The organism is Aeromonas sp. Y318-1, assembly GCF_027706125.1.
Lineage (GTDB): Bacteria > Pseudomonadota > Gammaproteobacteria > Enterobacterales > Aeromonadaceae > Aeromonas > Aeromonas hydrophila.
Genome location: NZ_JAPDCM010000013.1, coordinates 93,259 through 105,539, shown reverse-complemented (window position 1 = coordinate 105,539; position 12,281 = coordinate 93,259). Strand labels below are relative to the sequence as shown.

Here is a 12,281-nt window from a genome sequence, read left to right as displayed (position 1 = left end):
AATGCAGAGCGCTCCTGCTGGGGGTGCTCTTTTTGCTGATGCCGGCGGCACAAGCTGCCGGCATGTTGGCACGCTACAATGACTATCGGGAGCGTGTCTTCGATAGTCAGGGCCAGTTGCAATATCAATTGAACACCCGTGAATACTTGCAGAGGATGCCCAGCGGGCGTCCGTCATTGTCCAGTCTCTTTGCGTTGCGCGAAATGCAACGGGCGTCACTGGAGTTGAAACAAGGCACCTTGATGGTGGATGCCATCATAGTGCACTTCCAGCATGGGTATTATCAGGACGGCATGCTCATGATGGGTAGTACGGAAGTGACGCTGCCTGAAGGCCGTTTGCGAGCAGCCTCCCTTCGTTTTGACCCTGTTCATCAGGTGCTGGATGCCCCACGGGCTATGTTATTGAGCTTTTCTGGTGATGTGTTGGGACAATATCGGAACTATCACCGCCCTCTTCGTTGATCCCGCCGGTTGGTCTCTGGCCGCTCAGGCCGTATAATCCCCGCCTGTATAAATAAACAGGAGTGGTGATGGACGTTTCAACCCTGCTCGACGGGCTCAATGACAAGCAAAGAGACGCGGTGGCGGCCCCCCGTTGCAACCTGCTGGTACTGGCCGGTGCCGGTTCGGGCAAGACCCGGGTGCTGGTGCACCGTATCGCCTGGCTGATGCAGGTGGAACGCTGTTCACCCTTCTCCATCATCGCGGTCACTTTTACCAACAAGGCGGCGGCCGAGATGCGTGGCCGGGTCGAAAAAGTGATCGGTGACGGCGTGCGCGGCATGTGGATCGGCACCTTCCACGGCATCGCCCACCGCCTGCTACGGGCCCACCATCTGGATACCGGCTTGCCGCAGGATTTCCAGATCCTCGACTCCGACGACCAGTACCGCCTCATTCGCCGGGTGCTCAAGGCGCTCAATCTCGACGAGAAGCACTGGGCCCCGCGTGCCGTGATGGGCTACATCAACGGCAAGAAGGACGAGGGCCTGCGTCCCGGCGACATCGATCTCTACGGCGACCCCGTCACCCGCACCTATCAGCAGATCTACAAGACCTACCAGGAGACCTGCGATCGCTCCGGGCTGGTGGACTTCGCCGAGCTGCTGCTGCGCGCCCACGAGCTGTGGCTGAACAAGCCGCACATCCTCGAGCACTACCGCGACCGCTTTCAGAACATCCTGGTGGACGAGTTCCAGGACACCAACGGCATCCAGTACGCCTGGTTGCGGATGCTGGCAGGGGATTCCGGCAAGGTGATGATCGTCGGCGACGATGACCAGTCCATCTACGGCTGGCGCGGCGCCAAGATCGAGAACATCCAGCGCTTCCTGACCGACTATCAAGGGGCCGAGACCATTCGCCTCGAGCAGAACTACCGCTCCACCGCCAACATCCTCAAAGCGGCCAACTGCGTCATCGCCAACAACGCCGAGCGCCTTGGCAAGGAGCTGTGGACCGAGGGGGCCGAGGGCGAGCCGATTTCGCTGTACGCCGCCTTCAACGAGGTGGACGAAGCCCGCTTCGTGGTTGGCCGCCTCAAGGACTGGAAAGAGAAAGGTGGCCTGCTCGCCGACTGCGCCATCCTCTATCGCTCCAACGCCCAGTCGCGGGTGCTGGAAGAGGCGCTGATGCAGGACGCCATGCCCTACCGCATCTACGGCGGCCTGCGCTTCTTCGAGCGCCAGGAGATCAAGGACGCCATGGCCTACCTGCGCCTTATCAACAACCGTGGCGACGATGCCAGCTTCGAGCGGGTGGTCAACACCCCGACCCGCGGCATCGGCGATCGCACCCTGGAGATCCTGCGCAACAACGCCCGGGATCAGGGCCAGAACCTGTGGCAATCGGCCAAGGCGCTGCTCAATGACAAGGTGCTGACCGGCCGCGCCGGCAATGCGGTGCGTGGCTTTGTCGAGCTGATCGACGCGCTGGAGGAGCAGGTTTCTCTGCTGCCGCTGCACCAGCAGGCGGACATCGCCATCCAGCACTCCGGCCTCAAGGCCATGTATCTGGCGGAAAAAGGTGAGAAATCCCAGGCGCGGGTCGAGAACCTGGACGAATTGGTCACCGCCTGCCGTCAGTACCAGCGTCCGGACGAGCTGGAGGACATGAGCGATCTCTCCGCCTTCCTCGCCCACGCGGCGCTGGAATCCGGCGAGAATCAGGCGGACGAATATGCCGACGCGGTGCAATTGATGACGCTGCACAGCGCCAAGGGGCTGGAGTTCCCGCTGGTGCTGCTGGTCGGCGTCGAAGAGGGCATGTTCCCCAGCCAGCAATCGACCGAGGAGTCGGGCCGGCTGGAAGAGGAGCGCCGCCTCTGTTACGTCGGCATGACCCGCGCCATGGAGAAGCTCTACATCTGTTATGCCGAGAGCCGCCGCATCTACGGCCGCGAGATGTTCCACAAGCCGAGCCGCTTTATCCGCGAGATGCCCGCCGAGTGTCTGGAAGAGATCCGGCTGCGCACTCAGGTCAGCCGCCCCACCCAGTACGGCCGCTTTAGCCAGAACGAGGTGCAGCAGAGCTTCGACGCCAGCGGCATCAAGCTCGGCCAGCGGGTGCTCCATCCGAAATTCGGGGAAGGGGTGGTACTCAACTTCGAAGGGGTCGGCCAGCAGAGCCGGGTGCAGATCCAGTTCGACGACGTCGGCGCCAAGTGGCTGGTGACGGCGTATGCCAGATTGGAGACGCTGTAAGGCGCAGCGCACCCGCCATCAATACAAAAAGGAGCCGTTGGCTCCTTTTTTGCCAAGATTGTAGGTTCGATTAGCGAAGCGTAATCGGACGTTCGCGTCATGGATAAATTGTGTGCCTGGTTGCTGGCAGCACGGCCGGCGCCGTGCAGGACGCGAGGGCTGGGCCCTCGACAGGGTTTCGCCCGCCCTGCTCCGATTTGGCCCCTGCCATTGCCTCTGACCCTCGGCGGATCAATACCGTGCCTGGCTCTGGCTTGGGGACATCCCGTAAAGCCGCTTTAGTCAGAACAAAGCGCGGCAGAGCTGGGGGCAAACCTAGTTCGATGACATTTTCGCCAAGTGACTGGAGATGGTAAATAAGAGGTTGGAAGTGTTGTCATGCTATCGTCTTTGGTTTCACCAACCCGGCCTAGGCCGGGTTGGTTGTCATATAAATAGACGCGATAGGCATAAAATGCGTCGCTATTCTAAGCGATGACTTTTATTTTATGTAAGCTGATTCAAGTCATTAATAAGGTTTTGGCATTTAGTTCTGTTCTTGAACAATGAACCTGGATATGAATCTGCATATCCAACATTTGGATCTTGCATCACGCGAATTAATTTTTTGGAAATTGTCTTTGTGTGTTCCTCAACAGTTTCAGTAGAGAATGTCAATGTGTTTTTGAAAGATGCACCTTCTTCACGTCTTAATAATGAAAACACCAAGTGAGCAATAAGTCTATTTCCATGTATTAATATTAGTGATGGTCTCCCGCTTAGGGAGGCTTCCATGTCATATATCGTCTTGTCAATTACTCTTTGTATTTTAACTAATTTCCAAAGCTCTGGCCCCAATATACTATTGACCAATGTCAAATATGGCGGTTTAGTTATGTCATCCCATAACTTACTTACTTCTCTTTTTGCTGTTACAGCCATTCCTAAGTCTGGATGTGCGCATGCAAGAGCAACCATACCCTCATTGAAGTCGAAACCATTATGTAGATCTGTGATTGACTCCCCGGATTTAACAGCATAAGAGATATTGTCAATTCTCAGCACTCTTTGTAATTCTATCTGTCTTTTATCCAATGCTGCAAAGTCTTTTTTCCCAATGCCGTTTTGAGTGTTTGTGTACTTTGTGATTAGATCTCCTTCTCCTGGTGGACAGTTTTGGAGGGAGATCAACCTTATTGTTACCCTAGTTTTTTCTACGGCCTCGCTATTGGACTGAAAAGCTTGGAATAATGAGCCTACTGTTTGTGCGCCATTGACAATTGCAAGACCATTACATTTAAAGATACCAAATTCTCTTCCTTGGCCACCATATGGGAGCTTTTCTATGGACTCGCACAGGGCCGTTATACCATTATTGAAATACCAAAAGTTTGATGGTGAAGTAATTGCAGTATTAATAATATCTTCATTGACGGGAGTATTACCCATGAATACACGAAGGTTTGGTGAAAATAAATGAACCCCATACTCATTGAATAAACTAGCTATTTGGGAGCCAGATATTTGTCCAAAATATGAATCATAAGGCTCTTGTTTTCTGCCCCACTCAAATATTTCTACAGTTGGAGAAATGTCTTGAATAAGGTGTTGATCTAAAGCTTTATGTATTTTTGTTAGATCAAGATACTCGACTTTAATAACTTCAGATGCTTGATTCTGTTCATCTATGAATGCGTTTAGATCTCCCATCGCATGAGATTGAATAGGTTCAACACCAGTATACGCAAAAACAAGTCTGAACTTTGCTCTAGGGTCTTTTAATGCACTTTGTACTTCTTCTCTTTTTTTATAAACTTTTGTTTCGTAAGTTGTGTCATCAGCTTTTCTAACAAGAAATTTGTCGTAATCGGCGGCAATAAGTTTCCCGACGCCAGATAAGAACTTTAGCATAGCCTCTTGGTTAATTTGTGCTTTACCATCATTGCTCCATTTCGATTGAACAATGTTTAATATTTTTTCATCTTGGTCGAAAAATATTGCATCAATACCACCATCATTTGGCTCATCGGTCACAGATTTTGCAGCTGTATCATAGTCAGCTCTCGCAACTATAGATATTGCGTATGCAGATAGACTGCGAGTGCAGAGAATATTATCTTGATATTCCATGTCTCGATTAGATACGTCAGAAATATCTATGTTTTCAGAAAAGTACTCTTGAAACTTATTCTTTATTTGGGTTACGTGCAGATTCGCCATCTGAATAGCTATAAGTAGCTCCATGGAGGGCTGCAATTGTAGCCCTTTCAAAGTTACTTCTGGTATAGGTATCTGGAGTTCAGCCATAAAAATGAGAGCTGTAAGGCCGTAGGTTCGATTAGCGAAGCGTAATCGGACGATCGCGTAATAGGCGCTTGCGACGGACAAATCCTTTCAAGGGGTTACTCCAATCCCCCCAACATCCCATCCACCGATCCGCACCAATCCTGTGGATAGACACCGCTCGCCACATAACGATGGAAGGTGGAATACGGCCAATCCGCCACCCGGGTGACATGATCATGCTTGAGCGGGTTGATATGGACGTAATCCATATGGCGGCGGTAATCCTGCTCATCCCGGATCAGGTGTTCCCAATAATGGCGTTGCCAGATGCCCCGCTCCCCGTGGCGTAACCGGGTCTGGCTGCGCCGTTCGGTCACCGGCAAGGCGCGGGAGAAGTGGCTTTTGATCAGCCGCCAACGCAGGGGGAAATCGGTGTCTCCCTCCGGCAGAGAGAGGATGCAGTGGAGATGGTCGGGCAACACCACCCAGGCGTGAATGGCGAAGGGGTGAGCCTGTTGCACCTTGGCAACGCTGTGGCGCAGCAGGTCAATCTGCTCCACCAGCAACCGGTTGTTGCGCCGCTCCAGCAGGTTGACGGTAAAGAACCAGGTTCCTCCGGGCCACCATGCCCGCCGCCAGTTGGCCATACCTTCCCCTCGTATCCTTTGATAAAGCCAAGCATAGCCTTGCCGCTATATAGCCAATCACGCGAATGTCCTATGACGCGAACGTCCGATTCCGCGATCGTCCGATTACGCTTCGCTAATCGAACCTACACGCCGCATAAGATGGGTTATCGGTATCGTGGCCGAGAGGCACAAACCCCAGGCTCCCGCCTGTCTGACCTACCTCGGCTGAAACGCCTTGACGATAAATTCGATAAAGAGCCGCACGTTGCGGGACTGCTCCTTGTGGAAGGGGTAGACGGCGAACAGGGCGTGGGGGTCGGGTTGCCAGTGGGGGAGCAGTTTGACCAGGGTGCCGTCCGACAGGTCGTTTGACACGAATTCATCCGGTACCAGGATCACCCCGAGCCCCTGCACCGCCGCCTGTTTCAGGGCGATGCCGTTGTTGGCACAGAAGCTGGCGGGGGGCAGCTCCACCGCCACGCTCTCCGCGTCCCGGGTGAAGAACCACTTGTTGGGGGAGGAGGAGAGGCTGTAGCGCAGGCAGTTGTGGGCCTTGAGATCCGCCGGGTGGGCAGGCTGGCCCGCCTCCTTCAGGTAGTCGGGGGCGGCGCAGAACACCCGCTGCACCTCGCACAGGGGTTTGGCGCGCAGGGTGGAGTCCTCCAGGGTGCCTGCCCCCCGGATCACCACGTCCAGCCCCTGATCCACCAGATCCATATAGGCGTCGCTCAGGATCACCTCGATGCCGATTTCCGGGTAGCGGCGCTGGAATTCGCAGACAAGGGGGTTGAGGCGGATCAGCCCGAAGGACATGGGCATGCCGATCCTCAGCCTGCCCCTGGGGGTGAAGGAGGCGGCCATGATGGACTGGTCGGCGGCCTCCAGGCTGTCCAGCACGGCGCATATCTGGCCGTAATAGGCCATGCCGGCTTCGGTGACGCTCAGCCGCCTTGTGGTGCGGTTGATCAGCGCAATGCCGAGAAAGGCTTCCAGCTCGTTGATGTTCTTGCTGACCGCCGCCTGCGAGAGGCGCAGATCGTCCGCCGCCGCCCTGAAGGTGCCCATTTCCACCACCCGGCGAAAGACGTTCAGCGCCGTGATCTTGTTCATCCTGCCCCCGTTAATTCACTACTGGTAAATGATGGCGCCATCATTGCGCACTTTTATCACAATAGTGCGGTTCCCCGGGGTGTCCACCCCCCATCCCCCGCCAGACAGAGAGTTGCCGGTGGCAGACCGGCCCGGATCATGGCCCTCCGGGGCGTGGCGGGCCCGGCAGAGACGCAGACGAAAGAGAGGCGATGGGCCCCGGGCACCCCGGCCCCGAGGCGGCAGGCATAGCAGGCATAACAGCAGGCGGCAGGGCCCGGGCCCCGCCGCCAGATGGCACGCACCGGCTTACTGCACCTTGCCGGGGGCGGGGGGCAGGGTGATGCCGACATCGGCCCAGGGGTTGGTGCCAAGCAACTGGGCGTGGGGCACATCCGCCTGGTAGCGCATGGTGAACGCTCTGGGCCCGTGGGCGAAGGCCACCAGCAGCCCCTGTTTTGCGTCCATCAACCCGGCGTGCATGCCGAGCCCGTGATAGCTGACGCGCACGGCCTTGTCCTCCAGGCCCACCTTGTCTATCTGGAAGCGGGCGATGCTGCCATCTTGCAGAGTAAAGCCCCAGCGGAACGGCCCGCCGCTGACCACCGTCATCACCTCGTCGATGTCGGTGCCGTCCTCGGCGGAGTTGACGTGCATGCGGCCATATTTGCCGAGCACGGCGCTGCGGGTGCGCTCGTCCAGCGCCATCAGGTCATAGACCTTGGGGTAGGGGCCGACGTCGGTCTCCTCGGTGGCGACGCCGCCCCCTTGCACCGCGGGCTCGCGGCCTGCGAGCCTGGCCTGCTCCAGCAGCTCCCCCTGACTCAGATTGAAGGCCGCAATCAGGGCGCCGTGCTCCGCTTTGGTTAACGCGCGGCGGTGGGAGGCTTCAAGCAGGGGCCTGGCGGCGTCGGGAATGTCGACAGTGACCACGTTGACGCCGATGGGGTTGAGCGCTTTGTTGACCGCTTCGACCCCGCTGACGGCGGGGCGGCCATCGCTGAACTGCACCGAGACGATGTCACCGGCGAAGGTGTTGAAAGAGAGGGCCGAAGCGATGGTGCCGGCCAGCAACGGGATAGGGGTGAGTTTCATACAAGACTCCTCGTTAAGGTTCGAGAAGCAGTCTAGGGCGGCGATGTGTTCACTGAAATGACAGTTGGATGATATGAAAATTCACTGACAGTAATGAATCGTGGGGATCAGGGTCGTCGGCCCGCCCCGGGGGAGAACGCCCTCTGCCAGAGGGTGTGAGCCCGGTTGACGCAACGGGGCCCGGCTTGTGGTATGACTCGGGGCGTCATTAAACAGAACCTGTCGGAGGACGAGACAATGCTGGCGTTGATCACCATGGCGCACCACACCTGCTACCCCAATCCCATCGCCTTTCGGGCCGGAGAGCGGGTGCGCATCGGCCACGAGGACGACGAGTTTCCGGGCTGGGTGCGCACCTTTACCGCAGACGGCAACGAGGGGTGGGCGCCCCTGTACCTGCTGACCCCGATCGGCGCCGGGGAGGCGCAGGCGCGCCAGGACTATACCGCCCGGGAGCTGGATGTGGCGGCGGGGGAGCGGGTTCGAGTGGATCGGGAGCTGGCAGGCTGGCTCTGGGTTCACAACGAAGCGGGGCAATCCGGCTGGATATCGGCCAGCTGCATCGCCTCGCCCTCATAAGGTGGCAGCGGCTCGGAGAAGGAGTAGAGCGGAGAGATAAACCCGGCCAGCGACATGGCGTGCGGCCGGGTGAATTGTAAAGAGTAGGGTGACGGAAAACGGGATCAGCCTAGTCTAATCAACTCGATGGGGGCGTACTGTTCCCGGGAATTGGCCAGCAGCACGCACTTCTCATGCTCGGCCTGATAGGGGGTCAGGTTGTCGGTGTGGGCCTCTTTCAGAAAGTCGACGGCGCCGGTGGCGGCGATCATCACGCGCTGACCCGCTGTGAGCGCATTGCGGTTTCGGTCATAGATTTTCATGGCACTCTCCTTTTGTTGGGCCCGGCGGTATGCCCGGGCTGCGCGGATCAGCCTACGCCCCTGCCAAAGAGTGATGCATGTCACAGATCAAAAAAGAGCCAAAGAGGGACTCGGTGCGTCGGCAAGGGCGAGCGGACCTGCCGCGCGGGGTCGTCCAATCCTGTCGCTGGGAAGGCAGGTGGATTCTGCTTTTTGCGGGGGCGGGCTCGAACAAACGGGGGGATACGCTATAGTGGATGCCGCTCGTACAACTGCCTTCAACCAACCGAGAGCGCATTATGAATCGTGATATCGTCGCCCAGTTTATCAAGATGCTGACCAACCTCGACCAGTGCCTGGCCAAGGCCGAGGCCCACGCCGCCGCCAAGAAATTCAATGTGGAGAACTTCTTCGGCGATCGGCTGATCGTCGACATGCTGCCATTCAGCAAGCAGGTGCTGATCTGCTGCGACAGCGCTCGCGCCGTGGTGGCCACCGCCAGCCTGAGCGAGCCGCCGGTGCTGGGGGATGACCCCAAGACCATGGCGGATCTGCGCGCCCACCTGGCCAAGACCCTCACCTATCTGCAGAGCAAGCTGGATGCCGATTTCAGCCAGTATGCGAGCGGCCACTACTACCCCTACTGGGCTGGTGGCAAGGGGATGGACGGCTACACCTGCGTGCACGAGTACGGCATCCCCAACTTCTACTTCCACCTCACCATGACCTATGCCCTGCTGCGCAAGGCCGGGGTCGAGCTTGGCAAGGGGGATTACCTGGGCGCCATCAACCTGCAATAAGCTCATCCCGTCGTCCGGGTTTTGCCCAGCATAAAAAGAGCCTGCCACTGTGGCAGGCTCTGTCGTTTTCGGGGTCACCGTGGGTGGGTTACTGCGCCGGGATCTCCGGCTCCACCAGGGCGGCCAGCTGGGCCAGCGACTCCTGCCAGCCGAGGTAGCACATCTCCACCGGGATGACCTCGGGGATCCCCTCCTGCACGATGGCGAGCTCGGTGCCGCACACCACCCCGGTCAGGATCACGGTCACGTGCATCACTCCTAGCAGGTTGGGATCGTCGAACCGGTCGGTGTAGCGGATGCGCTTGCCCGGTTCGAGCTCCAGGTATTCGCCGCCAAAGGCGTGGCTGTTGCCGTTGCCAAAATGGGTAAACGCCATCCGGAAGTGGCCGCCGACCTGCGCCTCCAGCTGCTCCACCCGGCAGGTAAAGCCATAGGGTGGCAGCCACTTGGCCAGCGCATCGGCCTCGATAAAGGCCCGGTAGATCCGCATCGGCGGTGCCTTGAGCACCCGGTGCAGCCGCACTGTTCCTGTCCTCATCTCTCTGTTCCTCGTTGCCTTGGGTCCATCAAGGATAGTCGGTTGCGTCCGTTTGCCGACGACTGGCCGACTGCGGGCCCTAGAAGGGGCCGTTGCGCTCGCGCAGCTGGTCGGGCAGGCCGTCGTGATCCCCCAGCTCGCGCTCGGGCACCGCATCCCAGTGCCGCGCGCCGATGAAACGGTTGCGCTCGGGGTGCACGGCGTAGTGGATGTGGTTGTCCGCCCGATCGGTGTCGCCCACGCAGAGCAGTCGCACCGGCTGATCGGTATTGTTGATGAAGGTGTGGGCCAGCCCGTCGCCCGCCTTGAAGCCGACCGAGTCACCGGGCTGCAGCCGATGCAGTACGCCATCGAGCCAGACGTCCGGGGTGCCTTCCAGCACATGGACGAACTCGTCCTCGGTCTCCTCGGCGTGGGGCCAGCTGGTGCGCCGGCCCGGCGGCAGCAACTCGTGGTGAATGCCGAGGCGGGCAAAGCCGTAGTGCCTGCCGAGGGCGCTGCCCAGGGAGAGCGGCTCCTCGCTGCCGGAGTAGCGGCCGGGCTCGGGCTCCTGCAGCTCGCGCCAGTGCTTGATGCTGGGGTGACGGTTCATGACGGCTCCTTGTCGAATGAAAGGGGAAACAAGCGGCCCCGTGCGGGTGCGCGGGGCCGGGAATGGGTGTCTTGCGCCCGGGAGGCGGCGAGCCGGACTAGCGGCCCAGGTTGTCGGCCAGCTGCTTGGCGCGGCCGGCGGCCCACTGGTCGATCATCTTCTCCATCTCGCTGGCGGTGATGGGGCTGTCCTTGTGGGTGGTGTCCGGGCTCTCGCGCGCATCCATCACCCGCACCAGCAGCTTGCCGTTCTGGGAGTCGAGCAGCTGGGCCATGCTGCCCACCTTGAGCAGATAGGGCTCCTTGCCGATCACCTCGCGGGTGACGTTGATGGCGATCTTGGCGGGCAGCAGATCCCGCAGCTTGGGGTCGGGCCGGGTCAGGTCGAAGTTGGTGATGGCGGCCTGCACCCGCATCACGCCGGGGCCGGGGGCGGTGGCAATCTTGACGCCGTGGCTCATCAGCTCGCGCTGGAAGGTGGCGTGGTAGTAGCGGCCGATTTCGTTCTGTTCGTTGGTGGTCAGCAGGTACCACTGGCCGTTCTCCTGGCGGATGAACTGCAAGGGATCGAGCAGCACCTGATGGTACTGGCGCAGATCCACGCCGGGCTCCTTGTAGATGCGCTGGTTGGGGTTGCTTTCGCTCTGCTGGAAGGCGGTCAGCGGAATCGCCTGCAGGCTGTGGGAGACCTGGTTCTTCACCGCGCAGCCACCCAGCAGAATGGCCACCATACCCGCGATTACGGCTCTTTTCATCTTTTGCTCCTGATTGCGGCGCTTGCCCGACCCTGGCATCCGGTGCGCAGGGTATTGCAAGAGAAATAACCGATTCAAAGAGCGCCCACAAGCGAAGAGTGCAGCGGCGTTCAGGCGGGATCCAGCCCGCAGGCGGCGGCCACCCGATGGCCGGGACATGACGCTAATACGATGATTTTGCTTTGGATCGGCAATCATTTGATCAAGGTTGCGGATATTGGCGCCGTTCGCTCATATAATCGCCGCCATGAAACTGATTCGGAAGGATTCGATGACCAGCCTGATGGCGGCCCTGTGCGGGCTGCTGCTCTCCTGCCTGGCCTGGGCGGCACCCACCCCCTTCGTCACCACGCCCCCTGACAGCACCACCACGGCACCCTCCGCCAGCATGGAGCCGCTGCTTTCCTGGTTTACCGGCGAGTTCTCCAGCCGCGAGCAGGCCAGCTACGACAACCGTTTCACCAGCGCCGAGCTGCGGCTGGTGGAGATCTGGCCCGGCTACAAGGGGTTTCGCTGGGTCTATGCCGAGCAGTTCCTGACCGAGCGGGCGGTACGCCCGTTCCGCCAGCGCATCTACCGCTTCTCGCTGGTACCCGATGGCCGCATCCTGATGGCCGAGCTGACCATGCCGCGGGCCATCGACTTCGCCGGCGCCTGGCGCCAGCCCGAGCTGCTCGATTCCCTCACGCCGCAGCAGCTCTCTTTGCGTCAGGGCTGCGAGATCTGGCTGACCCGCCAGCCGTCGGGGGAGTACGCCGGCCACAGCAAGGTGGGCAGCTGCTCCACCAATTTCGGTGGCGCCAGCACCCTGGTGCAGTACCTCTGGATCGGCCCCCACAGCGTGAGATTGCTGGATCGGGCCTACGACACCGAGGCCCATCAGCGCTGGGGCAGCCCGGGGGAGGGCTATGTCTATCTGCGCCGGGTGAAACAGCGCGGCGAGTAGGGCTGCGCC

The 12,281-nt window shown here is 59.3% G+C and carries 13 protein-coding genes; 5 read left to right on the top strand and 8 right to left on the bottom strand.

Translation table 11 applies throughout. The features are described 5' to 3' along the window. The first annotated feature begins 62 nt into the window (after positions 1-62). Positions 63-464, top strand: coding sequence for a hypothetical protein (locus OKB87_RS18700; protein WP_270828250.1), 402 nt, complete (start codon positions 63-65; stop codon positions 462-464). 68 nt (positions 465-532) lie between these two features. Next, a complete protein-coding gene (gene uvrD, locus OKB87_RS18695) occupies positions 533-2,704 on the top strand; it encodes a DNA helicase II (protein ID WP_270828249.1) in 2,172 nt (723 codons plus the stop codon). Positions 2,705-3,190: 486 nt separating this feature from the next. Here uvrD and OKB87_RS18690 read toward each other — a convergent pair whose 3' ends face one another. The 4 genes from OKB87_RS18690 to OKB87_RS18675 all read right to left on the bottom strand — a co-directional run bounded on the left by OKB87_RS18690 (position 3,191) and on the right by OKB87_RS18675 (position 7,782). Next, positions 3,191-4,990, bottom strand: coding sequence for an AIPR family protein (locus tag OKB87_RS18690; protein WP_270828248.1), 1,800 nt, complete (start codon positions 4,988-4,990; stop codon positions 3,191-3,193). A 95-nt stretch (positions 4,991-5,085) separates the two neighbouring features. Further along, positions 5,086-5,616: an REP-associated tyrosine transposase gene (locus OKB87_RS18685; protein WP_270828247.1), complete on the bottom strand. Its 531-nt coding sequence runs from the start codon at positions 5,614-5,616 to the stop codon at positions 5,086-5,088. A 198-nt stretch (positions 5,617-5,814) separates the two neighbouring features. Continuing rightward, entirely contained in the window at positions 5,815-6,708 is an 894-nt protein-coding gene (locus OKB87_RS18680) for a LysR family transcriptional regulator (RefSeq protein WP_270828246.1), read from the bottom strand. 288 nt (positions 6,709-6,996) lie between these two features. Next, positions 6,997-7,782, bottom strand: coding sequence for a hypothetical protein (locus OKB87_RS18675; protein WP_270828245.1), 786 nt, complete (start codon positions 7,780-7,782; stop codon positions 6,997-6,999). 237 nt (positions 7,783-8,019) lie between these two features. Between OKB87_RS18675 and OKB87_RS18670 the strand changes: the two genes are divergently transcribed. Further along, entirely contained in the window at positions 8,020-8,361 is a 342-nt protein-coding gene (locus OKB87_RS18670; protein ID WP_270828244.1) for an SH3 domain-containing protein, read from the top strand. A 104-nt stretch (positions 8,362-8,465) separates the two neighbouring features. Here the strand turns inward: OKB87_RS18670 and ydfZ are convergent, their stop codons facing one another. Continuing rightward, positions 8,466-8,663: a putative selenium delivery protein YdfZ gene (gene ydfZ, locus OKB87_RS18665; protein ID WP_041217242.1), complete on the bottom strand. Its 198-nt coding sequence runs from the start codon at positions 8,661-8,663 to the stop codon at positions 8,466-8,468. A gap of 278 nt (positions 8,664-8,941) precedes the next feature. Here ydfZ and OKB87_RS18660 point away from each other — a divergent pair, with 278 nt between their 5' ends. Beyond that, positions 8,942-9,442, top strand: a complete 501-nt coding sequence (locus OKB87_RS18660) for a DUF1993 domain-containing protein (protein WP_024944643.1) — start codon at positions 8,942-8,944, stop codon at positions 9,440-9,442. 88 nt (positions 9,443-9,530) lie between these two features. Here OKB87_RS18660 and OKB87_RS18655 read toward each other — a convergent pair whose 3' ends face one another. From OKB87_RS18655 to OKB87_RS18645, 3 genes are all read right to left on the bottom strand, one after another. Continuing rightward, positions 9,531-9,980 (bottom strand): SRPBCC family protein, encoded by a 450-nt coding sequence (locus OKB87_RS18655; protein WP_270828243.1) that lies wholly within the window; start codon positions 9,978-9,980, stop codon positions 9,531-9,533. Between the two features lie 79 nt (positions 9,981-10,059). Then, the gene (locus OKB87_RS18650) at positions 10,060-10,572 is read right to left on the bottom strand and encodes a cupin domain-containing protein (RefSeq protein ID WP_017410560.1); all 513 of its coding nucleotides are present in this window, start codon (positions 10,570-10,572) and stop codon (positions 10,060-10,062) included. A 97-nt stretch (positions 10,573-10,669) separates the two neighbouring features. Next, entirely contained in the window at positions 10,670-11,326 is a 657-nt protein-coding gene (locus tag OKB87_RS18645; protein WP_270828242.1) for a DUF3313 domain-containing protein, read from the bottom strand. A gap of 271 nt (positions 11,327-11,597) precedes the next feature. On the opposite strand from OKB87_RS18645, the gene OKB87_RS18640 reads away from it, so the two are divergent. Next, the gene (locus OKB87_RS18640) at positions 11,598-12,272 is read left to right on the top strand and encodes a chromophore lyase CpcT/CpeT (RefSeq protein WP_041213570.1); all 675 of its coding nucleotides are present in this window, start codon (positions 11,598-11,600) and stop codon (positions 12,270-12,272) included. The last annotated feature ends 9 nt before the right edge of the window (positions 12,273-12,281 follow it).

What these genes read in the sequence shown, in the direction of transcription:
- OKB87_RS18700 (WP_270828250.1), top strand. Translation starts at nt 63, where the DNA reads ATGTTGGCACGCTACAATGACTATCGGGAGCGTGTCTTCGATAGTCAG.
- uvrD (WP_270828249.1), top strand. Translation starts at nt 533, where the DNA reads ATGGACGTTTCAACCCTGCTCGACGGGCTCAATGACAAGCAAAGAGAC.
- OKB87_RS18690 (WP_270828248.1), bottom strand. Translation starts at nt 4,990, where the DNA reads ATGGCTGAACTCCAGATACCTATACCAGAAGTAACTTTGAAAGGGCTA.
- OKB87_RS18685 (WP_270828247.1), bottom strand. Translation starts at nt 5,616, where the DNA reads ATGGCCAACTGGCGGCGGGCATGGTGGCCCGGAGGAACCTGGTTCTTT.
- OKB87_RS18680 (WP_270828246.1), bottom strand. Translation starts at nt 6,708, where the DNA reads ATGAACAAGATCACGGCGCTGAACGTCTTTCGCCGGGTGGTGGAAATG.
- OKB87_RS18675 (WP_270828245.1), bottom strand. Translation starts at nt 7,782, where the DNA reads ATGAAACTCACCCCTATCCCGTTGCTGGCCGGCACCATCGCTTCGGCC.
- OKB87_RS18670 (WP_270828244.1), top strand. Translation starts at nt 8,020, where the DNA reads ATGCTGGCGTTGATCACCATGGCGCACCACACCTGCTACCCCAATCCC.
- ydfZ (WP_041217242.1), bottom strand. Translation starts at nt 8,663, where the DNA reads ATGAAAATCTATGACCGAAACCGCAATGCGCTCACAGCGGGTCAGCGC.
- OKB87_RS18660 (WP_024944643.1), top strand. Translation starts at nt 8,942, where the DNA reads ATGAATCGTGATATCGTCGCCCAGTTTATCAAGATGCTGACCAACCTC.
- OKB87_RS18655 (WP_270828243.1), bottom strand. Translation starts at nt 9,980, where the DNA reads ATGAGGACAGGAACAGTGCGGCTGCACCGGGTGCTCAAGGCACCGCCG.
- OKB87_RS18650 (WP_017410560.1), bottom strand. Translation starts at nt 10,572, where the DNA reads ATGAACCGTCACCCCAGCATCAAGCACTGGCGCGAGCTGCAGGAGCCC.
- OKB87_RS18645 (WP_270828242.1), bottom strand. Translation starts at nt 11,326, where the DNA reads ATGAAAAGAGCCGTAATCGCGGGTATGGTGGCCATTCTGCTGGGTGGC.
- OKB87_RS18640 (WP_041213570.1), top strand. Translation starts at nt 11,598, where the DNA reads ATGACCAGCCTGATGGCGGCCCTGTGCGGGCTGCTGCTCTCCTGCCTG.